Origin of the sequence: Pseudomonas paralactis (assembly GCF_001439735.1) — a bacterium.
In the GTDB taxonomy this organism is placed as follows: Bacteria; Pseudomonadota; Gammaproteobacteria; order Pseudomonadales; family Pseudomonadaceae; genus Aquipseudomonas; species Aquipseudomonas paralactis.
Map to the genome: position 1 here is coordinate 289,211 of NZ_JYLN01000006.1, position 22,979 is coordinate 312,189.

The window sequence follows — 22,979 nt, forward strand, 5'->3', positions numbered from 1 at the left end:
CTACAGTGGGCTTCTTTGTATTACGCGCCGTATACCGGCAGCTTCTTGCAGATAGCCTTGACCTTCTCGCGTACCGCGTCGATCACGGCTTCGTTGTTCAGGTCAGCCAGGATGTCGCAGATCCAGCCGGCCAGTTCCTTGCACTCTGCTTCCTTGAAGCCACGAGTGGTCACAGCCGGGGTGCCGAAGCGCAGGCCGGAGGTGACGAACGGCGAACGTGGGTCGTTCGGCACGGAGTTTTTGTTCACGGTGATGAAGGCTTTGCCCAGAGCGGCGTCAGCATCTTTACCGGAAATGTCCTGCTTGATCAGCGACAGCAGGAACAGGTGGTTTTCAGTACCGCCGGACACCACGTCAAAACCGCGCTCGATGAACACAGCTGCCATGGCCTGGGCGTTCTTCACCACTTGTTGCTGGTAGGTCTTGAACTCAGGCTGCAGTGCTTCCTTGAAGCAGATCGCTTTGGCGGCGATCACGTGCTCCAGCGGGCCACCCTGGGCGCCCGGGAAAACGGCGGAGTTGAGCTTCTTCTCGATTTCGGCGTTGGCGCGCGCCAGGATCAGGCCGCCACGTGGACCGCGCAGGGTCTTGTGGGTAGTGGTGGTGACCACGTCAGCGTAAGGCACTGGGTTCGGGTACACGCCAGCAGCCACCAGACCGGCCACGTGGGCCATGTCGACGAACAGGTAGGCACCGACCTTGTCAGCGATTTCACGGAAGCGTGGGAAGTCCAGGATCTGCGAGTAGGCAGAGAAACCGGCCACGATCATTTTCGGCTTGTGCTCGACCGCCAGGCGCTCGACTTCGTCGTAGTCGATCAGGCCGTTGCCGTCGATACCGTATTGAACGGCGTTGTACAGCTTGCCGGAGGAGGAAACGCTGGCGCCGTGGGTCAGGTGACCGCCGTGGGCCAGGCTCATGCCCAGAATGGTGTCGCCGCCTTGCAGCAGGGCCAGGTAAACGGCCGCGTTGGCCTGGGAACCGGCGTGTGGCTGGACGTTGGCGTAATCGGCGCCGAACAGCTCTTTGGCACGGTCGATGGCCAACTGCTCAACCACGTCGACGTACTCGCAACCACCGTAGTAGCGCTTGCCCGGGTAGCCTTCGGCGTACTTGTTGGTCAAAACCGAACCTTGAGCCTCCATCACCGCAGGGCTGGTGTAGTTTTCCGAAGCGATCAGCTCAATGTGCTCTTCCTGGCGCACGGCTTCTTGCTCCATGGCGGCGAAGAGATCGGCGTCGTACTTGGCAATAGTCAAATCACGGCTGAACATGGCGGTCCTCAAGGATCGGGGGCAGAAAAGGAGGGCATTCTAACCCAATGGGTTTTGGATGGCATATGAAAGGACATCATGTCGCGGACAAGTGGGGCTCATCTGGGGCTGGGTGGTGTCGGTACTGGCCCCTTCGCAGGCAAGCCAGCTCCCACACTTGATCGGGTTGACACAGTCAAACGTGGGAGCTGGCTTGCCTGCGATGAGGCCCTCAGACTCACCACAGCACTTTCAGTCAAACATGAACAGCGCATCATTGCTGAACTGCACTTCAAACCGATTCGCCGGCATCGGTCGCCCGAACAGGTAGCCTTGCACCTCGTCACAGCCGTGTTCGCGCAGGAAGTCCAATTGCTCATGGGTTTCCACACCTTCGGCGATCACCGCCAGGTTCAGGCTGTGGGCCATGGCAATAATCGCCCGGGCGATCTGCGCGTCCTGCTCACCGGAGGGCAGGCCATCGACGAAGGTGCGGTCGATCTTCAGCACGTCGATAGGGAATTGCTTGAGGTAATTGAGCGACGAATAGCCGGTGCCAAAGTCGTCCACCGCGATGCTCAAGCCCAGGTTTTTCAGGCTGGCGAGGATCTGCAGGGCTTCGTTGACCTCGCGCATCAGGATACTTTCGGTCAGTTCCAGCTCCAGGCACGCCGGCGGCAGGCCAGTGTCCTTGAGGATGGTGGCGATGCGCGTGCCCAGTTGCCCGTCGGAGAACTGCCGCGCCGAGATGTTCACCGAGACTTTGGGTACCCGCACTTTGTTCTGGTGCCAGGTCTTGAGTTGGCGACAGGCTTCGCTGATCACCCAGTCGCCCACATCCACTACCAGCCCGAGTTCTTCCAATACCGGGATGAAATCCCCCGGCGGCACCAGCCCGCGGCGCGGGTGACGCCAACGCAGCAGGGCCTCGGCGCCGGTCAGGCGTTTGCCGTCGCCGCTGAATTGTGGCTGGTAATACAGCACGAATTCGTTCTGGTCCAGGGCGTGGCGCAGATCGCTTTCCAGTTCCAGGCGCTCCAGGGCGCTGGCGTTCATGTCGGCCTGGTAGAACTGGAAGTTGTTCTTGCCGCGCTCCTTGGCGTGATACATCGCCGTATCCGCGTTTTTCATCAGCTGGCTCAGCTCGTTGCCGTCTTGCGGGCTGAGGGCGATGCCGATACTGGCGGTCACAAAGAACTCGCGGCCTTCGAGCACGAATGGCTTCACCAGGCTGGCCAGAATCTGCTCGGCCACATGAATCGCGCGGTTCAGCGCCATTTCGCGGCTGACCCGTGGTTGCAACAGCAAGGTGAACTCGTCGCCGCCCATGCGCGCCACGGTGTCGTCTTCGGCCACGCAACCGAGCAGGCGCGTGGCCATTTCCTTGAGCATCCGGTCGCCCGCGGCGTGGCCGAGGGAGTCGTTGATCGGCTTGAAGCGGTCGAGGTCGAGGAACATCAGCACCACCCACGACTTCTGCCGTTCGGCGGACTGCAGCGCGGTGTGCAGGCGGTCCTGGAACAGCGTGCGGTTGGGCAGGTGGGTCAGGGCGTCGTAGTAAGCCAGGCGGTGGATGCGCTGCTCGCTGGCCTTGCGCTCGCTGATATCGCTGAAGAAACACACATAGCTGGCCAGGTCGCCTTCATCGTCGAACACCGCGGTAATGCCGACCCAGGCCGGGTAATGCTCGCCGTTGCGACGCTTGAGCCACACCTCGCCTTCCCAGGTGCTGTGCTGGTGCAGTTGCTTGAGCACATAGCGCAGGTGGGCTTCCTGCTGCTCATCGACGGTGAGCATGTTCGGCAACTGGTCGAGCACGTCCGCCACTTCATAGCCGCTGACCCGGCTGAATGCCTCGTTGGCTTGCACGATATAGCCGGCCGGATCGGTAATCAGAATCGCCGAGGTGGAGTGTTCGAAGACCGTGGCCGCCATGCGCAGGTCCTTTTCGGCGCGGCGTTGCTGGCTGATATCACGGCCCACGCCGAGAATGCCTTCAAACGCGCCATGTTCATCCCACACCAGCACCAGGCGCAGTTCGATCGGCACCTTGCGCCCGTCGGCGCGCAGGCAGTCGAACAGGAACAGTTGGGTCTGGACTTCATCGCGCAAGGTGTTCAAGGCCTCGGGGTTGCCGAGAGCGCGGCTGACCTGTTCCATCAGGCTATAAATGCCGGTCAACTGTTGCGGGTTCGCGACGATCGACTGCCAGCCATTCTTGAATACCCAGTCCACGTCATAGCCCAATACGGTGTTGACCGATGGGCTGATGTAATTCAGCGCCAGCTGGCTGTCGGTGGAGCAGATCACGTCGCTGATGCTTTCGGCCAGCATCCGGTAGCGCTGTTCGCTGTCGCGCAGGGATTCGCTGGCCTCGATCTGATCGGTAATGTCTTTGGCCACGCCGATGATCCGGGTGACCACCGTAGACGTATCGCGGGCCAGGGCCTGTTCGCGGATATCGAAGCGGCGCCACTGGTTATTGCGGTGACGAAAGCGCAGTTGGCAGTGCAATTGGGTCGTGTAGCCGACCTGGCGTTGCTGTTCGCGCGCGTCATGGTAGTGCTCGGCGTCTTCGGGGTGCAGCAGGATTTCCCAGAAGTACTCACCCATTTGCTGCAACTCGGCTTTGTTGTAGCCCAGGGTGTGACCCAAATGATGGTTACTGAAAATCATGCGCTGGCTGATCACGTCCTGCACATACAGGTGATCGGGCACGGTGCGCACCACGTCCGACCAGAAGCTCTCGCGCTCCACCAGCGACAACTCGATCAGCTTGCGGCTGGTGATGTCGCTGATGCTGAGAATCACGGCCTTGACGTCATCCTGCTGTTCCGGCAAACGCATCACCAGCCACAGGTACTGTTCGTTGCCCGCCACATCGTTGAGCTGGATTTCCAGCTCCAGCTGTTTTTGCCGGGTCAGTACGGCTTCCAGCACCTGGTAGCCAATGGAGGTGGTATTGCTCGGGCAATCATCGATCAGGCGCTCCCAGGCTTGCTCGCAAGACGCGACGTTGAGCAGGCGCACCGCCATCTGGTTGACCTCGGTGACGCGCAACTCTTTAAGCAGTTGCTTGCGCTCGGCGGGGTTGGCCTGCAACCAGGCGTGCAACTGCTCGCGGCTTTGCACCTGGGTCTTGTTGCAAAACGCCTTGAGCCCCGCCAGGTCAAGCACGCACAAGGCCACGCCGGTGCCTTCGAAGATGTCCTGATAGCGTCGCCGGCCTTCGTTCACCTGGCGTTGGCGACGGCGCATGTTGAGCAGCACGATCACCGGGATCAGCGAGAACGCCAGCCCCAGCAGGCACTTGCCGATAAAGGCGGGCAGTAGTTGTTCCAGCACCGCGCTGCGGTCAAACATGCCGCGCAGTTGCCAATCGCTTTTGCTCAAGGGCGTGACCAGCACACTGCGGTTCAACTCTTCCGGTGTCAGGGCACCGGACCACTGCGCCGGCATCCCGCTGTCACGGCTGACCACACGATGGTTCAGGCTGTTCTCGATTGCCCACATCGGGCGCGGGCCCTGGACATCCTGGCGTGTGAGGTTGGCCAGATAGTTGGGCGCCAGGCGCAAGGCCCAGTACACCTTGGAGCCACCGCTGGGTTGGTGCAGCAACAGATAGATGACTGTGCCGTCATTATCGTTGCTCAGGTAGTAGGACTGGGCGTGACTGCGCTTGACCAGGTCTTCAAGCAGGGCACTGTCTTGGCTGCCTTCGGCAGTGTCGCTGATCAGTGCGCCGCTGGGGGCGAGCAGGGCGAAGCTGCGCAGGTCCGGTAATGAGCGCTGCAGCGTGCGCATCAGGGCCTGCTGCTGTTCGGCATTGCGCGGCGGCTCGACAATCGGCAACAGGTTCAGGGCGATCTGCGCGCTCAGGGCCATGCTCTGGCTGATCTGCTCGGCCAGGTCGGCACTGTAGTCGATGGTGTATTGCTGCTGGTTTTTCTGGTTTTGCTGCAACTGGTCGAGCAGTTGCCAGAACAATAATGCGAGCAACATCAGGACAAGCGTCGCCAATGCGCCCTTCAAGGTACCGTGCAGGGGCGCTCCCGGCGCAATATGAGCGGCGCGCAAGGGAGTGGGCGGCGTGACTTTGGACAAGCTGTGATCCTGCGGTTGGCTGGACTGGCGCGCGACGTGCACTATAAGCCGGACGCCCGGAGGGCGGCTAGCATGCCTTGAGTTGTGGCAAAGTGCCAGTCCTGCCTGGCTGGACTGCCCCAACGCATTCAGGTAGCTTTGCCGGTTACGCGGGGGCGTTCCAGCCCCAGACATTCAGGCTTTTTCCCCACGCAGGCATTGATGATAGTCAAAGGCCCGCGCGGCGCATGGCCTGGCACGGGCTTCGTCCGCTTAATTCATCAGTCACTGACGCTAGGTTCACCATGGCTCAATACGTCTTCACCATGCATCGGCTGGGAAAAGTTGTTCCGCCGAAGCGGGAAATCCTGAAAAACATTTCGTTGTCCTTCTTCCCAGGCGCCAAGATCGGCGTGCTCGGCCTCAACGGCTCGGGTAAGTCCACGCTGCTGAAAATCATGGCCGGCGTCGACACCGAGTTCGAGGGCGAAGCCCGTCCGATGCCGGAGCTGAACATCGGCTACTTGCCGCAAGAGCCGATCCTGGATCCGACCAAGACCGTGCGCGAAGTGGTTGAAGAAGCCGTCAGCGTGATCAAGGACGCCCAGGCGCGCCTTGACGAGGTCTACGCCGCCTACGCCGAACCGGATGCCGACTTCGACAAGCTGGCCGCCGAACAGGCCAAGCTCGAAGCCATCCTGCAAGCTGGCGACGGCCACAACCTGGAGCGCCAGCTGGAAGTCGCCGCCGATGCGCTGCGCCTGCCGGCGTGGGACGCCAAGGTTGAGCACCTGTCCGGTGGTGAGAAGCGTCGTGTGGCCCTGTGCCGCCTGCTGCTGTCGGCCCCCGACATGCTGCTGCTCGACGAACCGACCAACCACCTGGACGCCGATTCCGTCGCCTGGCTGGAGCACTTCCTGCACGATTTCCCGGGCACCGTGGTAGCGATCACGCACGACCGTTACTTCCTGGACAACGTTGCCGGCTGGATCCTCGAACTCGACCGCGGCGCCGGTATCCCTTACGAGGGCAACTACTCCGGTTGGCTGGAAGCCAAGTCCGACCGTCTGGCCGCCGAATCCAAGCAGCAATCGGCCCACGAAAAAGCCATGAAGGAAGAACTGGAATGGGTGCGCAAAGGCGCCAAGGCCCGCCAGTCCAAATCCAAGGCACGTCTGCAACGCTTCGAAGAAATGCAGTCGCAGGAATTCCAGAAGCGCAGCGAAACCAACGAGATCTACATCCCGGCCGGTCCGCGCCTGGGTGACAAGGTCATCGAGTTCAAGAACGTATCCAAGGGCTATGGCGACCGCGTGTTGATCGATAACCTGTCGTTCTCCATGCCAAAAGGCGCGATCGTCGGCGTTATCGGTGGTAACGGTGCGGGTAAATCCACGCTGTTCCGTATGTTGATGGGCAAGGAAACTCCGGATTCGGGCAGCATCGAGATTGGCGACACCGTGCAACTGGCCTGTGTGGACCAGAGCCGTGACGACCTCGACGGCAGCAAGACAGTGTTCCAGCAGATTTCCGACGGCTCCGACCAGATCCGTATCGGCAACTATGAAATCCCGTCGCGCACCTATGTCGGCCGTTTCAACTTCAAGGGCGGCGACCAGCAGAAGTTCGTCAAGGACCTGTCCGGTGGTGAGCGCGGTCGCTTGCACCTGGCCCTGACCTTGAAAGAGGGCGGCAACGTGTTGCTGCTCGACGAACCGTCCAACGACCTCGACGTTGAAACCCTGCGTTCCCTGGAAGAAGCCCTGCTGGACTTCCCGGGCGCCGCCATTGTGATCTCTCACGATCGGTGGTTCCTTGACCGCGTTGCGACCCACATCCTGGCGTACGAAGATGACTCCCAGGCGGTGTTCTTCGAGGGTAACTACACCGAGTACGAAGCCGACCGTAAAAAGCGCTTGGGCGAAGCTGCTGCCCAGCCGCACCGTGTGCGTCACAAAAAACTGGCCTGATTCGGGTTGGTTTAAAAAAACGGAGCCTTCGGGCTCCGCTTTTTTTTGGGCGCTATTCAGGTGGACCGAGGCGACTTCATCGCAGGCAAGCCAGCTCCCACATTAGATCGAGTACCTCTGCTACGACACGGTCCAATGTGGGAGCTGGCTTGCCTGCGATAGCGGTTTAACTATTGGTGCATATCTCGCGTTGAAATCCCTGTTAGGGGGCAAAAAACCTGATTATTTATATCCAATGCACCATTTAAATTCACAAAAGCGACATTTTGCCCTGTCACGGTGCGAAACGAATTGATAAAGTCCGGCTCATTCTCTGTTTAACAACAATCAATTTGCCGAGACTTTTCATGATCGAATCCGTCGAATCCTTCCTTGCCCGTCTCAAGAAACGCGACCCCGACCAGCCGGAATTCCACCAGGCCGTGGAAGAAGTCCTGCGCAGCCTGTGGCCTTTTCTTGAAGCCAATCCCCACTACCTGACCTCGGGCATTCTGGAACGCATTTGCGAGCCGGAACGCGCGATTACCTTTCGAGTATCGTGGGTGGATGATCACGGCAAGGTTCAGGTCAATCGCGGTTTCCGTATCCAGATGAACAGCGCCATCGGCCCCTACAAAGGCGGCTTGCGCTTTCATCCTTCGGTCAACCTGGGCGTGTTGAAATTCCTCGCCTTCGAGCAGACCTTCAAGAACTCCCTGACTTCACTGCCCATGGGCGGCGGCAAAGGCGGCTCGGACTTCGACCCCAAGGGCAAGAGCGATGCCGAAGTGATGCGCTTCTGCCAGGCCTTTATGAGCGAGCTGTACCGCCACATCGGTGCGGACGTTGACGTACCGGCCGGGGATATCGGCGTGGGCGCACGGGAAATCGGCTTCCTGTTCGGCCAGTACAAACGCCTGAGTAACCAATTCACCTCAGTGCTGACCGGTAAAGGCATGACCTACGGCGGCAGCCTGATCCGCCCGGAAGCCACCGGTTTCGGCTGTGTGTATTTCGCCGAGGAAATGCTCAAGCGCCAAGGTCAGCGGGTTGAAGGCAAGCGTGTGGCCGTGTCCGGCTCCGGTAATGTGGCGCAATACGCGGCGCGCAAGGTCATGGACCTGGGGGGCAAGGTAGTTTCCCTGTCGGACTCCGAAGGCACCCTGTACGCCGAAAGTGGTTTGACCGAAGAGCAATGGTCGGCCCTGCTGGAGCTGAAAAACGTACAGCGCGGGCGTATCAGTGAATTGGCTGAACGGTTCGGCCTGGAGTTTTGCAAAGGCCAAACCCCTTGGGAGCTGGCCTGCGATATCGCGCTGCCCTGCGCCACCCAGAATGAACTCGATGCCCAGGCCGCACGCACGCTGTTGCGCAACGGCTGCATCTGCGTGGCCGAAGGCGCCAACATGCCGACTACGCTGGAGGCTGTGGATATCTTCATCGACGCGGGCATTCTGTTCGCACCGGGCAAGGCCTCCAACGCCGGCGGCGTTGCGGTGAGCGGCCTGGAAATGTCGCAGAACGCCATGCGCCTGCTGTGGACCGCCGGGGAAGTGGACAGCAAGCTGCACAACATCATGCAGTCAATCCACCATGCCTGCGTGCATTACGGTGAGGAAAACGGCCGGGTCAACTACGTCAAGGGCGCCAACATCGCAGGCTTCGTGAAAGTGGCTGACGCAATGCTGGCCCAGGGCATCGTCTAACGCTCGGGTTCAATGCTCAGCACTTCGATCAACTGATCGCCGACGGGGCGTTTCCACAGCACCTCGTCGCCCACCTGGGCCCCCAACAAGGCACGGCCCAGAGGCGAACCCCAGTTGATCAAACCCGCGTTGGCGTCAGCCTGGTCCTCACCCACCAAGTGAATGCGCTGCTGCTCGTCCTGCTCGTTGGCGAACGTGACCCAACTGCCGATCTGTACCTTGTCGGTGGATGTCGCCGGTGCGACCACCTGTGCGCTCTGCACCCGCTGGTTGAAGTAGCGTAAATCCCGCTCAAGATCCGCCTGGCGCTGTTTATCGGCCTGCTCACCCTTGGCGGATTCGGCGCTGTACTCAAGCTGCAATTGCGCCACCTTGGCTTGCAACTGCGCCAACCCTTGCGCGGTCAGGCGGTTGGGTTGTTCGCTGACCTGGCGCTCCACCGGCTGATCGGCCTGGGCGGCGGCATTGTCTTCATTTACAAAAGCTCGGCTCATGACGTTCTCCCTCTATGGAGTTTGGGCCATGTTCGCCGCGCATTAGTTTCGGTGAATGTCTGAAAACGACCTATTGCGAGCGATACGCCTTGGCCGCATCGCGGTCTTTTTCATGCTGCCACTCGCGCTCGCGGTCATTGTTGCGGTTGTCCTGGTAGTCGCGCAGCTCCTCGTTTTCACGCATGGCCTTGCACTGGCGAAAACCGTCTTCCCAGCCTTCGGCGTATTGCCGGTCTTTGAGGTAGCGTGGAACGTTCTTGCGAAACTCCCCGGTAATCACCCCAGCGGCCTGGCGACCGCTGCTGCAACCGTCGTCAAAGCCATCGGCGAAGGCGGGTGGATAACCCTTGGCCAGCAGGTCCTCATGGGTTGTCTGGCAACCCGCCAGCCACACCCCAGCACACAGCATTAGCGCATAACGCCACATGGCGTACTCCCTGGCCGGTTAACGGCTGATAAGGAGAGTCTAGAAGGGGATTTGTCAGCTGTATGTGAAAGAGGTGTCAGAGGGATGTGCAGGACTTTTGTAGGAGCGAGCTTGCTCGCGAAGACCCCATAGGCGCCGCGTTTATTCGGGAAACACGCGTTATCGTTGACGTTTTTCGCGAGCAAGCTCGCTCTACATTGGGCATTTCACCAGGCTTTAGTCAGTAGTGATACCACTTCACTTCAAGCATCACTTCATTGACTGGCGTGGACAGGTGGCTGAACTCACGCTGGGCGCTCAAGCGCAGGCCCAGGTTGCGTGACAGTTCCCATTGCTGGTTGAGGCTGATGCTGCGCCGTACTTCACCATTGGTGAAGAAGTCACCTTTGGCCTCCAGGCTCAGGTTGCCCAGCGGGTTCTTCCACAGCACGCCGGTGTTGAAGCCGGCGGCGGGGGAGATGGCTTCACTGAAGTCGTTGTTGTGCTCCACACGCACGGTGCCGAGGGCAAAACCGAGCATGTCGTCGGAGAGTTGCCAGGTGCCGCCGGCGCCGCCGTTGACGTGGGCGACCAGGGTTTCGTCGTCGTGCTTGCCCGGCACCCGCTCCAGGCCGCCGGTGACTTGCCATGACCACGGCTGCAACAGCGCATTGCGCGGCGTCAGCGAGCGGATGGTGGCCAGGTCCAGTTGCTGCAACTGCCAGTGATTGCCTTCGTACTGGCGCAGTTTCATTTGCAGGATTTCGATCTGGGCGCCCAGGGGGAAGCCTTCGGCGTTGTCGTTAAGGTCGTGATAGGCCATGCGCAGGCCATATTCACCGAAGGCTTTGTCGCCACGGGTGCCGATGCCGGCTTGCCAGGTGCGCGACTGGTGGCCGTTCTCCGGCAAGCCAGGCGGTGTGATTTTCAGGTCCGGCGCAGGGTTCTGGTTGATCGCGCGCAGCAGTTCGAAGCTGCGCTGGGAGCGTTCTGTATCACGCTCCAGGCCGTTGGCGCGGTAGCGGCCGAGGCGGTAGGCGGCGTCGATAATCAGCGCCTGGCGCTCGCGGGGCAGGGCCTTGAAGGCCGGTTCTTGCAGTTGCTTCTGGTCATCGCTGACTTTCAACACCCACGCTTGCTCATCGCCGTCCAGCGGCTTGGCGCGTTCCAGCAGTTCGCGTTCACGCGAGGGGCGATAGTCGATCTTTTCCACCAGGCCTGCGTCCTTTACCGCCTTGACGGTATCGGTCGGGATCGCGGTGAGCGGGAATTGCTCGGTCAGGCGCAGACCGGGGCGGGCCACTTGCAGCAGTTCCAGTAAGCGATAGGAGCAGTTTTCGTCGAAGAAGAAATAGTCGAACTGGATCTGCTTGAGCTCCCACACGTGCTCGACCATGCGCTTGGTCTCGACCTCGGTGAGGTTCAGACGGTATTCCCACAGGTCGCGGTTTTCCAGGCTGCGGTATTCCGAGAGTTTCTCCTGATAGGGCACCAGGGCGAACAGGCCGGGGTAGCCGCCCATCAGGCCCTTCCAGGCATACAGGATGCTGTTGTCGGAGCCTTCGATATAGGCGCCGAAGTTGATCGCATAGCTGAGCAGGGCGGTGTTGTTGCTTTGCACGTCAGCCTGGTCGATGCGCAGCAGGGTGTGGCCGAACATCGATGACGGGCTGTTGAGATAGGCCGCCGGGAAAATCATCACCGCGCTATGGGGCGCAACGTCCGTGAACCATTGGGTGAATTCTTTGCAGTCCAGGGCCGGCAAGTCGTTCAGGTGCAACTGATCCTTGAGCCAGCGGGTACGTGCGGGGTACACACATTGGGCGTGCTTTTCACCCAGGCTGGCCGGTGCATACAGCGCCTGCACGGTGGCCTTGAGTTCGGCGTCCGGGTGATGGGCGCCGTCGGCGGCGAGGAAGAATTTCTTGTCGCTGACATAGCTGCGCCAGCCGCTGATCTTGCCGGCTTCGTAATGCCCCAGCGACAGCCAGAACGGGTCATTGGCCAGTTGCTGCAAACGTTGATCGTCCAGGTGCGGTGCCGCGTGCAGCGGGGCGCAAGCGAAGAGAGCCAGGCAAGCGAGGCGTTTGAGCATGGGGGCTACTTAAGTCGGACTGAAAAAAAGACCCAAGGGGGGCAGGTCGAAAAAATAAAACCCGCGCCTCGAAAGACGCGGGTGGTCGAGCTTAAGCCTGGGTAGCGTATTTCGCCAGACGGGCATCACTTTTCAGTACTGCAATGGTGTTGTTGTGCACGTCGTCAGCGGTCACGTCAGCCTTGCTGAAGATCTGCTGGAAGTGCTCGTGGGTCACGGCCGCGAAGTGATCGCGATCTTCCGGGGCAACACCCAGTACCACGGCATAGGTGGTCAGTGCTTCGCCGTTGCCTTTGGCCATGTCTTCGGACAGCTCGTTCATCATGCCATTCATGGCAATCCAGGACTTGCCGCCGTAGGTCAGGGCGCTGTTGGTGCTGCAACCGTTGGTGCCCGAGGTCATGCCGAAGGTGGCGTTACCCGAGGTGCCGTTGGTGGTGGACGCGAGGAAGTGAGCCGGAGTACCGCGCTGGCCTTCGAACAACATGTTGCCCCAACCGCAGTTCGGGCCACCTGGTGCTTCTGCCATTGCATTGAGGGAGACGACGGTGAAGAGAGTACCAAGAAGGATCCGTTTCATAGCTTTGTTCTCTTTGTGTGCAAACCAATGGACAAGGGTTCAGGTGCTCAATGCACCCTAGGGGCCAGTTATTAGTCCAACCCGCGCAGTTTGGAGTTTAGGCACGTTCCCAGGGTTCCGTGATTTTTTATAAACATTCAGTCTCGGGCGATTTTTTTGTAAGACGCGTGCGGTGGCTATGCTTTCCCGAAAGCGCGCCTTGCCAGAGCGCTCAACCCGGAGCCAGAATGCCCCCATCTGCCCCGCCTGATGTAAGGAAGCCCGATGCCTGATCCTGTTGCTGCCAGCTTGCGTCTAGCGCCCGAAGCGCTGACTCGCCCTTTCTCCGCTGAACAGTTCAGCTTCTCGACCACCAATGATTTGGAGCCCTTTCGCGGTGTGCTTGGCCAGGAACGTGCGGTTGAAGCCTTGCAGTTCGGCGTGGCCATGCCACGCCCCGGTTACAACGTGTTTGTGATGGGCGAGCCCGGCACCGGCCGCTTTTCGTTCGTCAAACGCTACCTCAAAGCCGAAGGCAAGCGCCTGCAAACCCCGGCGGACTGGGTTTATGTGAATAATTTCGATGAGCCCCGCGAGCCCCGTGCCCTGGAATTGCCAGGGGGCGGCGCCGCAGCGTTTATCGCCGATATCAACGGGTTGGTCGACAACCTGGTCGCCACCTTCCCTGCGGTGTTCGAACACCCCACATATCAACAGCGCAAAAGCGCCATCGACCGCGCCTTCAACCAGCGCTACGACAAGGCGCTGGACGTGATCGAACGCCTGGCCCTGGAAAAAGACGTGGCGCTGTACCGCGACAGCACCAACATCGCCTTCACGCCGATGCTCGACGGCAAGGCGCTGGACGAAGCCGAGTTTTCACAACTGCCGGAAGCCGATCGCGAGCGTTTCCACAACGATATTTCCGAGTTGGAAGAGCGCCTCAACGAAGAGTTGGCCAGCCTGCCGCAGTGGAAGCGTGAGTCCAACAACCAGCTGCGCCAGTTCAACGAAGAAACCATCACCCTGGCCCTGCAGCCTTTGCTGGCCCCGTTGTCGGAAAAGTATGCAGAAAACGCCGGCGTGTGCGGCTACCTGCAAGCCATGCAGGTGTACCTGCTTAAAACCGTGGTCGAGCAATTGGTGGACGACGCCAAGACCGACGCCCAGGCGCGCAAGCTGCTCGAAGAGCAGTACTGCCCGAGCCTGGTGGTGGGTCACCCGGTCAACGGTGGCGCGCCAGTGGTGTTTGAACCGCACCCGACCTACGACAACCTGTTCGGCCGTATCGAATACAGCACCGACCAGGGCGCGCTCTACACCACCTATCGCCAGTTGCGTCCAGGTGCGTTGCACCGCGCCAACGGCGGTTTCCTGATCCTGGAAGCCGAAAAAATGCTCAGCGAGCCGTTCGTATGGGACGCGCTCAAGCGTTCCCTGCAATCGCGCAAGCTGAAGATGGAATCGCCCCTGGGCGAGTTGGGCCGTCTGGCCACCGTGACGCTCAACCCGCAGATGATTCCCTTGCAGGTCAAGGTGATCATCATCGGTTCGCGCCAGTTGTATTACGCGCTGCAAGACGCCGATCCGGACTTCCAGGAGATGTTCCGCGTGTTGGTGGACTTCGACGAAGACATCCCGATGGTCGACGAAAGCCTGGAGCAGTTCGCCCAGTTGCTCAAAACCCGTACTTCGGAAGAGGGCATGGCGCCGCTGACCTCGGATGCGGTCGCGCGCCTGGCGACTTACAGCGCACGCCTGGCGGAACATCAGGGCCGTTTGTCGGCGCGTATTGGCGACCTGTTCCAGTTGGTCAGCGAGGCGGACTTTATTCGCCACCTGGCCGGTGACGAAATGACCGATGCCGGGCATATCGAACGCGCCCTCAAGGCCAAGGCCACGCGCACCGGTCGCGTGTCGGCGCGGATTCTCGACGACATGCTCGCCGGCGTCATCCTCATCGACACCGCGGGCGCCGCCGTGGGCAAGTGCAACGGGTTGACGGTGCTGGAGGTCGGCGACTCGGCCTTCGGCGTACCGGCGCGGATTTCCGCCACGGTGTACCCGGGCGGCAGCGGCATTGTCGACATCGAGCGCGAAGTTAACCTTGGCCAGCCGATTCACTCCAAGGGCGTGATGATCCTCACCGGTTACCTGGGCAGCCGTTATGCTCAGGAGTTTCCGTTGGCGATCTCCGCGAGTATCGCCCTGGAGCAGTCCTACGGTTATGTGGATGGCGACAGTGCTTCCCTGGGCGAGGCGTGCACCTTGATTTCGGCCTTGTCGAAGACGCCGCTCAAGCAGTGCTTTGCCATCACCGGCTCGATCAACCAGTTTGGTGAAGTGCAGGCGGTGGGCGGGGTCAACGAGAAGATCGAAGGCTTCTTCCGCCTTTGCGAAGCCCGCGGGCTGACCGGTGAGCAGGGCGCGATCATCCCTCAGGCCAACGTCGCCACGTTGATGCTCGACGAGAAGGTGTTGCAGGCCGTGCGCGCCGGGCAATTCCATATCTATGCGGTACGCCAGGCCGACGAGGCGCTGAGCCTGCTGGTGGGCGAGGATGCCGGTGAGCCGGACGCCGAGGGGCAATTCCCGGAAGGCACCGTGAATGCTCGGGTGGTTGAGCGCCTGCGCGCGATTGCCGAGATGATCAGTGAGGAAGATTTGAAGGAGGCGGAAAAGGAGCTGGCGCAGCAGGCGTTGGCGGAAGCCAAGCCAACCTGATTGCTGTCATCACTCGGTCAAGGTGGGAGCTGGCTTGCCTTAAGGCCAGTCAGTTAAGACTTTTTTGTAGGAGCGAGCTTGCTCGCGAAAAACTTTCAGGCGCCGCGTTCATTCAGCAAACACGCGTTATCGTTGCCGTTTTTCGCGAGCAAGCTCGCTCCTACAGAAGGCGATGACCGCTTAAGCCAGCTCCCACACTGGTCCGTGGTGTTTTTGGGAACGTTTAGCGTGCCACAAAATTGACTCCACCCTCAGGGACCAACGCCCGTTGGTCCCTACAACCTTGGTTTGTCGCGTTTTTATTCTATTCTCAGAGTCAGGGATATCCACAGGAGTCGCAGGATAGAAACAGCCTCGCCTTGCGCTGGGGCTGAACACCGATCTATCGAGGGTCGCCGCCATGTCGCGCAACCTTTGCCTTACCCGCCAGTGCCTGGGCCTGGTCACCCGTATTGAATGCTCCATTCGCCCTCTCGCCGGGGATAACGGCATGTGGACGCTATTGTTTGCCGCCGGGATGTCGGGCGAGCAGCCTTCCACGATCAAATCCCAGGGCCCGTTCCATGGGCCCTTCGTGGCCGAAAGAATGCTGGGCACCATCGTTGATAGCCTGACCTTGCATGGCTACGAGCAAATGGACGAGCCGCAGATCTGGTGCCTGCACCTGCAAGCCCATCTGCGCCAACTCAATGGCGGCCAGGAGCAGTTGGCCCTTTAGCGCCAGCTATTTGCTCTCTGGCTTGTCCAGCTTGACCTCAAAGCCGTACTGCACGGTGCTCAGGTCGGTGCGCTGGTAACTTTCCAGCGTAGTCGGCTGGCCGTAGAAATAATGCACGTCAAACAGCGCGGTGCCGTACTCCTCGGCGCGGTGGCTGACACCGAGGATTTCCTTGAGGTAATTGCCGCTGGCGTCCTTGGCGTAGAAGCGCCAGCTGTCGGAGGGGAAGTCCTTTTGATCGACGATCAGCGCGTTGTCCTTGAGCGACAGGCCCTTGGGCAGTTTGGCGACATCAATCGTGGCTTTCTCGATAGTCGCCAGGAACAGCGGCACCGAACCCACCACAAACGCCGGGGTTTCCGGGAACAGGTTGAGGTCGTAAGTGAGTGTGCCGCTGCCCGCGTTCAGCTCGAACGCCTCGGCCGGTAACTCGATGGGCTCGCCGCGCTCGCCCTGGTCGTCGGCGGTGAAGAAGGTGATAGGCGCATCGCTGTTGTTACGCTCGGCGCCGACCAGGTCGTCGTTGAAGGTGAAAGGGTGGTCAAACACGATTTTCGCGGCGCTGGCGTCTTCGGTCGATTGGCTGATGGTGACGCTGGCTTTGAGCTGGTCCTCGGTCATGGTGGCGTCCTTGAGCCAGCCGGCGGCGCCGTCGTCATACACCGTGACCGGCATCGGCAGGGCCTGCACGGTTTGTTGCAGGCTATTCCTGTCGAAGCGTAGTACCGGCAGCTCCAGGTCTTTGTGGGTAACCGTAGCCTGGGAGAAATCCAGCACATTGACCTGCAGGTTATCGATCAGCCCGTTGAAATACACCTTGGCGTAATGACTGGTCTGCTTGTGTTCGAAGGCTTTTTGCTCATCGGTGAGCTGTTTTTCGAACGCGTCGGACCAGGCTGTTTGCTTGTGCATTTCAGCCAATTGTTTCTCGTAGAACGCCACTTGCGCGGCACTCTCATTGATCGAGCCCGAGCGGGTCAGAAACTGCCCGGTGCTGTCCCGTGCCTGCACCAACAGAGGGTTCGGTGATTCGTCGCCCACCTCTGCGGCAAGGGGGGCGCTGTTGGTGAGCTCGATTTCGGCATAGTTCTTTTCCAGCAACAGCAGGTTGAGGGTGATGTTGCCCTCGGTGCGTTTATGACCCACGTCCTTTTTGGTTAGATCGAAGCTCAGCACTTTGCCCGGCGTGATCACTTCAACCGCGCCCTTGAGGCTGACAGGCTGCGGCTGGCTCTTGTTTTCCGTCTCGATGCCTTCGATAAACGGGTAGGTCACCGTCAGGTCGTCGGGGTTGGTCAGGTTGGAGCTGCTGGGGCTCAGTTGGATGCCCGGGTCGGTTTCCGACCATTCCGGCTGGAAGGGGATGATTTTGTTGTTGCTCAGGGTCACCGACTGCCATTCCAGGCCATGGGGGAAGGGGAACTGGTCAGGGGCGTTGAAGTTGAACGGGAAGACCGGCTGCAAATCCGTCAGATAGTCGGAGTGCGAGGTTTTGCGCAGGACGAACAGGCCGTTGATATAGGTGTCCACCAGGGCCTGGGGCGTGGGGTAGTGCTTGAGCAAGGCCAGGGAATCTTCGCCATACTCGGCCTCGATGGGCTTGGTGGCGAGCTTGAGGCGCGCCCGTTCCAGCAACAGCAGCGAGCCGCCCAGATCCGCGATGGCATCGCGCAGCTTGGGGTCCTGAATACTGTCCAGGGACTGTTCGAACGTCGTGGTTTTCTCTTCGAGGGTCGCCTGCTTCTGCTCTTCTTTGGGGGAGCAGCCGCTGGCCATCAGCAACGCCGCGCACAGGCCGAGAGCGGCCAAAGGGGATCGCACATCCATCATCTGAGTTTTCCTGTCCGACATCATCGAGCCGAGTGAATGGCCTCGACACTAGCAGAAAAATTCTCTTACAGATGCCACTTGGGTCAGTTTTCTCGCGGTGACAGGGGCCGGGTGGCGGCTGGTATACTCGGCGCCATTTTTAGCCAAGCTGTGTGAGATTCAATGGAACGCTTTATCGAAAATACGATGTACGCCTCGCGTTGGCTGCTGGCGCCTATCTATCTGGGGCTGTCCCTGGGCTTGCTGGTCCTGGCGCTGAAATTCTTCCAGGAAATCGTTCATGTGATTCCCAACATCTTCACCATGTTGGAAGCCGAAGTGATCCTGTTGCTGCTGTCGTTGATCGACATGGCCCTGGTCGGCGGTTTGCTGGTGATGGTGATGATTTCCGGCTACGAGAACTTCGTCTCGCAGCTGGATATCGACGAGAACAAGGAAAAGCTCAACTGGCTGGGCACCATGGACTCGTCTTCACTGAAGATGAAAGTGGCGGCCTCCATCGTGGCGATTTCCTCCATCCACCTGCTGCGCATCTTCATGGACGCCAAGAACGTCGATCCACAGCACCTGATGTGGTACGTGATCATCCACATGACCTTCGTGGTGTCGGCGTTCGCCATGGGCTACCTGGACAAACTCACCAAGCACTGATGCCGCGCGCCGGCCTTACTGCTCCACGAAGTAATAAGGCTGGCGGTTGATCGCCATTTGCTTGATCACCGTGACCGGCTCTTTCAGCCGGTCAGTGTGGTCCGTCAGCGCAACGTTGCCGGGCTTGTCGGCAAGGAAGGCGCGCAGTTCGGCTTCGGTGTTCAGGATCGGCAAGTAGGCCCGCAGGTAGAACACGCTGGCGCCGGCGATTCGTTCGTTGGGCTGGAACATCGCCACCGTTCGGCCTTCGTCTTGCAGGGTCTGGACCTGGCTGATCACCGGTACGAAGGAGTGGCGCACATCGGCTTTTGGTGCAAACCAGAACGCTGCGCTCAGGTAGCAGGCGATGGCCAGGGTGAAAACTCCACCGATGATTTGGCGGTGGTAGCGGTACAGCGTCGGCTTGCGGTCTTTGGCCCACTCCAGCAACACCCGCGCATACTCGGCAGCCAGTACCGCCGCAGCTGGCGTCAGCGCCATCAAGTAAACCGTGCGTTTGCTCGACGCCAGAGTCAGCAGGGTGAACTGCGCCACCAGCCAAACACTGAAAAATAGACGATAACGGTTTTGCATCAGGCTTTTACGGAAATGCCACAGGCCCAAGTACACCAGAATGTTCCAGGGCAGGAAGGCCTCAGGCAGTTTCGCGAGGTAATAGTAAAACGGCTCGTAATGCCCGGCTTCTACGAACGAACCGCTGAAGCGCCCGACGCTATTGGTCCATAACACTTCACCCACCGCCTGCATCCCGCCGCGCTGAAACAGAAACCCCAGCCAGATCAGCAACGGCACCAAGGCCAACAACGTGAACAGCGCCGGTTTGAGCCAGTCGCCCAGCCGCAGGCGTTTATCCATCAGGCTGGTGCTGAGCAGGTACACAAAAATCACAATGCCCGGCATCGCCAGGCCCAACACGCCCTTGCTCAACGTAGCGATGACCATCCCGGCGGTAAACAACGCCCAGGCCCACACACTGGAGCCTTCGCGCTCGGGCCGCACCGCCTGGTAAAACCCCAGCAGGGCAGCGGTGACACCGAGGCTGAGCAATGAATCCTCACCCACCCCCCGCACATTGCCCCAATAACTGGCCATGGTCGCCAGGATCAGCGCAGCGCTGAATGCCAGCGTCTGCGGCCGCCCGAAGCGACGCAGCATTCCGTACAACAGCATCACACTGAACAACCCGGCAAACGCCGACGCCAGACGCACCGCTCCGGTGCTGGCGCCAAACAGGCGAATCGCCCCGGCGTCCAGCCACAGGCTCAGGGGTGGCTTTTCCAGGAAGGGTTCGCGAAACAGGCGCGGCACTACCCAGTCATTGTCCAGGTGCATCGCCATGGCGATCCCGGATACCCGGGCCTCGGTAGAGCCTTGCAGCTCGTGGTTGCCGAGGGCGAAGAAGAACAACAGAGCAGCAAGCAAGAGCAGCAGGGGAGCGGGACGCGTCATGGAATCTGGCTACCGGGGCATGAGACCGATCGGGCGACCGGTCATGGGTAGTCAGGGAGTATACGAGCGCGATTCTTAACCTTTGGTGAACGGCCTTGTGGTTTTTCTCCGGCGCGTCAAGGCAGTTTCAAGCTGGGCACTGCCGCTTTGCCTTGTTCGGTCAGCACCGGCTCCAACTGCTCCCAGGTGAAGGCCAAGTCGTTGTCGCAACCGTCACCATTGGCCGGTGTCGAGAGTTGCAGGCCCTGAGTGTTGAAGCTGAGGTGAAAGTTGGAGTAATCGGTAATCGCGGGGCACCCTTCGTCGGTGGTGGTTTGTTTGGCTAGCCAGGTGCTGAAGACGGCCGGCAGCTTCAAGTGGCCGGAATAGGCGTCAGACCATTGCTGATGGCCGCCGAGCCAGGTCCAGGGGTCAACCGATTCGCCGGTTTGCAGGTTCCAGGAGTGCAGGCCCCAACTGATGCCCATCGCGCCTTGGCCTGCGGCCCAGCGGTAGAACCGCACGGTGAGAAATTGCGATGACCAATAGGCAGGCTCAACCTCGATTTCACTGGTATAGACCGAGCCGTTTCGACCCAGGTATTCACGGCGTTCATAAAAATAGTCGGTTAGATCTTCGTCATTGACGGCCAGGGCAGCGAGCTGCTGGTTGATCTTCTGCACCGCCGGGCCGTCACCCGCAAGCTTGAGCGTGACGCGTGGGCCTTGGGTCTTGAGCTGGTAGGTGTGGTTTTGGAAAGTTTTCTTCTCAGTCTTGATCGGCAGCGGCGCGGCTTCCAAGGGCGCGTTATAGGCATCACTGCCGCAGCCGTCCGTGCCAATGCGGCGCAGGGCCAGTGGCAGCGGCGTGCCGCCATCTGTTTTGCGCCAGGCACCCGAGAGGGCATCGCCCTGAGGGTTTTGCAGGGCCCAGAAACCTGTGTTGCCTTCCTCCACCCACGGGGCGTTGTCGTTGGCCTGGGTCAGTTGAATCGGGGTACGAATGCGCTGGTAGTAATAACTGCCATGCTCCCCGTCGGCGCCGTTGAAACACACGGTGATAGCGGACTTGCCCAAAGTGCCTTGCCAAACCCCGGCCAGATCGGCGGCTGTTGCGAGTAAGGGCATGACGGAGAGGGCGATGACGGCAAAGGGCTTGAACACGGGTATCTGACTTCCGGTTGTCTGATAAAGGCCGTCAGGGTAATGGGAAGTGTGAGGGGATGCCAGCGGGCGAGATGCGCTGAGGCGTCTCGCCCTTTTTTGTGTTTTAGGGTTGTGGCGGATGGGTAGTGAATGGCTGGGTGTTCAAGACCCGTTCTACTAGTAGCTCACCTAGAACGATCAATTGCTGAGCAGCCAGCAACTTGTGGCGGTACGCGCCTTCAAGCTCGAAAGCCAGGTCGGTGGTCATGGCGTTGAGGGAGGCGAGGGTTTCGCTGGCTTGGATTAGCAGGGTTTCGGGGTGGATGTTTTCGGCGAGGATGAAGAGGGTGGTTGGGGGATTGGGGGTGATTTTTTTCATGGCTCAAACTCCTTGATTGATGGAGTCGCCAGACATCGCTGCTAAACGAAAAGGGTGGCGACCGTACGCGGGTTAGCAGACCAGGAATCAAGGAACCCGGCGCACCCGAAAGTGCCCCACGCACAGCCGCCATGATACGAACCAGCGGATGCAGAAAGCATCGCCCGAACGGATGGTGGCTTTGCAGGCCTTGATATTAACCGAGCTGCTAAACCCGGTCGCTGATTTTGCAGCGACAGGGGGAAGGCTAGGCTTGTTGGTTGGGGGGCGCTAGTTCATCAATAGCGCTGCATCTTGCGGGAAAATTCCGAAGCCTGGCCCTGTTGACCTCCCTCGTCGTCAGGCTCTGCTAAAAGATCCAGTCCTCAGCCCGAACCACCTGGCAGAACGGCCCGCACCGCCCCGGTGTTGGTGCCTTTAGTGAACGGATGGGGAAATATTGAGCGCAGGTGTTGCGTTCGTCACCACAATCCCCAAAGGCCCGCTGCGCTTTTCCACCGTCGCCCAGCCCTGATCACCGCTACCGCCCACATGACAGATCTTGATTTGCTTGTTCACTTCCGTATCGAACACCAGGATGCCCGAACAACTACGGCTGCCGCCTGTTGTGTATTCGTACTGGGTTGTGTAGGTGCGCAGCGTCGCACTTGTAAGAAGGATGACGACTGCTAGCAGGGAGATCATGGCCATGGCACTTGCGATGAACGTACCGAGAAAAAACCTCAATCGGTCCAGGGGCTTTTTACGCAGCCATTCGGTTTTCCTGACGCGCCAGACATAGAGCATCAGCACAATTGCCAGCACCGGCGACGCGATCAGGCAGATCTTCTCGGCCAACGGCTTGAAGTGCACAGACGGCCAGATAACGAATACCCAGGCCAGCACCAGCGCCATGGACACCAGCATGCCAATGGCGACCGGTATTACGAAGGCGTAGGAGTTTTTGTTCAATGGGAGTTCGTCCTTGTCATCAATGCTTTGAGGGCCGCGGCGGGGGATATGATGGCAGCGATGCGCTTGGATGTCTGAGACGCATGACAGAAAAAGGCCGAGCCGCTGAACGCGCCTCGGCCTTTTGGTTACTGGAAGGTTTGCCTGTCTTGGGTGAGCACCAGCACCCGCTCAACCAACAGCTCACCCAGCACGGTGAGTTGCTGAGCGGCCAACAGCTTGTGGCGGTTGGCGCCTTCCAGTTCGAAGGCCAGGTCGGTGGTCATGGCGTTGAGAGAGGCGAGAGTTTCGCTGGCTTGGATCAGGAGGGTTTCGCAGGGAATGTCTGGAGAGAGTGTGAAGAGGTTGGCGGAGGGGGGATTGGGGGTGATCTTTTTCACGATGAAGCTCCTACACTGTTTAAGGAGCTGCCTCCCCCTGCTGTCAAACAGAATAGGTGGCAGCTGTACGCGGGTTGACAGACCGGAAGTGTAGGAACCCGGCGCACCCGAAGATGCCCCACGCACAGCCGCCATGAACAGGGCGGAATGCGTAAGCATGCCGTCTTATCACGGGGTGTGAAAGGTTACACTTTTCGGCCTGTCAAAGCCGGACGCTGATCATCAGCG

General features: G+C 59.9%; 17 protein-coding genes. 5 read left to right on the top strand and 12 right to left on the bottom strand.

Annotated features, from left to right (window positions below):
* Window positions 1–20: 20 nt before the first annotated feature.
* Window positions 21–1,274 (bottom strand): serine hydroxymethyltransferase, encoded by a 1,254-nt coding sequence (gene glyA, locus TX23_RS17530; protein ID WP_057703280.1) that lies wholly within the window; start codon window positions 1,272–1,274, stop codon window positions 21–23.
* 231 nt (window positions 1,275–1,505) lie between these two features.
* A complete protein-coding gene (locus tag TX23_RS17535; RefSeq protein WP_057703352.1) occupies window positions 1,506–5,357 on the bottom strand; it encodes a sensor domain-containing protein in 3,852 nt (1,283 codons plus the stop codon).
* Between the two features lie 284 nt (window positions 5,358–5,641).
* On the opposite strand from TX23_RS17535, the gene ettA reads away from it, so the two are divergent.
* Together ettA and gdhA are read left to right on the top strand one after the other, a co-directional pair.
* Window positions 5,642–7,306 (top strand): energy-dependent translational throttle protein EttA, encoded by a 1,665-nt coding sequence (gene ettA / locus TX23_RS17540; RefSeq protein WP_057703281.1) that lies wholly within the window; start codon window positions 5,642–5,644, stop codon window positions 7,304–7,306.
* A gap of 347 nt (window positions 7,307–7,653) precedes the next feature.
* Complete coding sequence (gdhA, locus tag TX23_RS17545; RefSeq protein ID WP_057703282.1) at window positions 7,654–8,991, top strand: NADP-specific glutamate dehydrogenase; 1,338 nt, start codon at window positions 7,654–7,656, stop codon at window positions 8,989–8,991.
* Here gdhA and TX23_RS17550 read toward each other — a convergent pair.
* From TX23_RS17550 to TX23_RS17565, 4 genes are all read right to left on the bottom strand, one after another.
* Window positions 8,988–9,485, bottom strand: a complete 498-nt coding sequence (locus tag TX23_RS17550; protein WP_057703283.1) for a GreA/GreB family elongation factor — start codon at window positions 9,483–9,485, stop codon at window positions 8,988–8,990. The two genes, gdhA and TX23_RS17550, sit on opposite strands and share 4 nt — an antisense overlap.
* A 70-nt stretch (window positions 9,486–9,555) precedes the next feature.
* Entirely contained in the window at window positions 9,556–9,912 is a 357-nt protein-coding gene (locus TX23_RS17555; RefSeq protein ID WP_057703284.1) for a hypothetical protein, read from the bottom strand.
* A 220-nt stretch (window positions 9,913–10,132) separates the two neighbouring features.
* Window positions 10,133–11,986, bottom strand: coding sequence for an Lnb N-terminal periplasmic domain-containing protein (locus TX23_RS17560; RefSeq protein WP_057703285.1), 1,854 nt, complete (start codon window positions 11,984–11,986; stop codon window positions 10,133–10,135).
* Between the two features lie 91 nt (window positions 11,987–12,077).
* Entirely contained in the window at window positions 12,078–12,566 is a 489-nt protein-coding gene (locus TX23_RS17565; RefSeq protein WP_003194274.1) for a DUF3015 domain-containing protein, read from the bottom strand.
* Window positions 12,567–12,830: 264 nt separating this feature from the next.
* Between TX23_RS17565 and TX23_RS17570 the strand changes: the two genes are divergently transcribed.
* Together TX23_RS17570 and TX23_RS17575 are read left to right on the top strand one after the other, a co-directional pair.
* Window positions 12,831–15,269, top strand: coding sequence for a Lon protease family protein (locus TX23_RS17570; RefSeq protein WP_057703286.1), 2,439 nt, complete (start codon window positions 12,831–12,833; stop codon window positions 15,267–15,269).
* Window positions 15,270–15,669: 400 nt separating this feature from the next.
* Entirely contained in the window at window positions 15,670–15,987 is a 318-nt protein-coding gene (locus TX23_RS17575) for a PA4575 family protein (protein ID WP_005791586.1), read from the top strand.
* A gap of 6 nt (window positions 15,988–15,993) precedes the next feature.
* Here TX23_RS17575 and TX23_RS17580 read toward each other — a convergent pair whose 3' ends face one another.
* A complete protein-coding gene (locus TX23_RS17580; protein ID WP_082629649.1) occupies window positions 15,994–17,817 on the bottom strand; it encodes a hypothetical protein in 1,824 nt (607 codons plus the stop codon).
* Window positions 17,818–17,979: 162 nt separating this feature from the next.
* Between TX23_RS17580 and TX23_RS17585 the strand changes: the two genes are divergently transcribed.
* Window positions 17,980–18,468, top strand: coding sequence for a TIGR00645 family protein (locus TX23_RS17585; protein WP_057703287.1), 489 nt, complete (start codon window positions 17,980–17,982; stop codon window positions 18,466–18,468).
* A 15-nt stretch (window positions 18,469–18,483) separates the two neighbouring features.
* On the opposite strand, the gene TX23_RS17590 is transcribed toward TX23_RS17585, so the two are convergent.
* From TX23_RS17590 to TX23_RS17610, 5 genes are all read right to left on the bottom strand, one after another.
* Window positions 18,484–19,917, bottom strand: a complete 1,434-nt coding sequence (locus TX23_RS17590) for an ArnT family glycosyltransferase (RefSeq protein ID WP_057703288.1) — start codon at window positions 19,915–19,917, stop codon at window positions 18,484–18,486.
* 116 nt (window positions 19,918–20,033) lie between these two features.
* Window positions 20,034–21,059 carry a hypothetical protein gene (locus TX23_RS17595; RefSeq protein WP_057703289.1) on the bottom strand — a complete coding sequence of 342 codons (1,026 nt, stop codon included), beginning with the start codon at window positions 21,057–21,059 and terminating at the stop codon, window positions 20,034–20,036.
* 106 nt (window positions 21,060–21,165) lie between these two features.
* Window positions 21,166–21,420: a DUF6124 family protein gene (locus TX23_RS17600; RefSeq protein ID WP_057703290.1), complete on the bottom strand. Its 255-nt coding sequence runs from the start codon at window positions 21,418–21,420 to the stop codon at window positions 21,166–21,168.
* A gap of 417 nt (window positions 21,421–21,837) precedes the next feature.
* The gene (locus tag TX23_RS17605) at window positions 21,838–22,371 is read right to left on the bottom strand and encodes a hypothetical protein (RefSeq protein WP_057703291.1); all 534 of its coding nucleotides are present in this window, start codon (window positions 22,369–22,371) and stop codon (window positions 21,838–21,840) included.
* Between the two features lie 128 nt (window positions 22,372–22,499).
* Entirely contained in the window at window positions 22,500–22,751 is a 252-nt protein-coding gene (locus TX23_RS17610) for a DUF6124 family protein (RefSeq protein WP_057703292.1), read from the bottom strand.
* Between the last annotated feature and the right edge of the window lie 228 nt (window positions 22,752–22,979).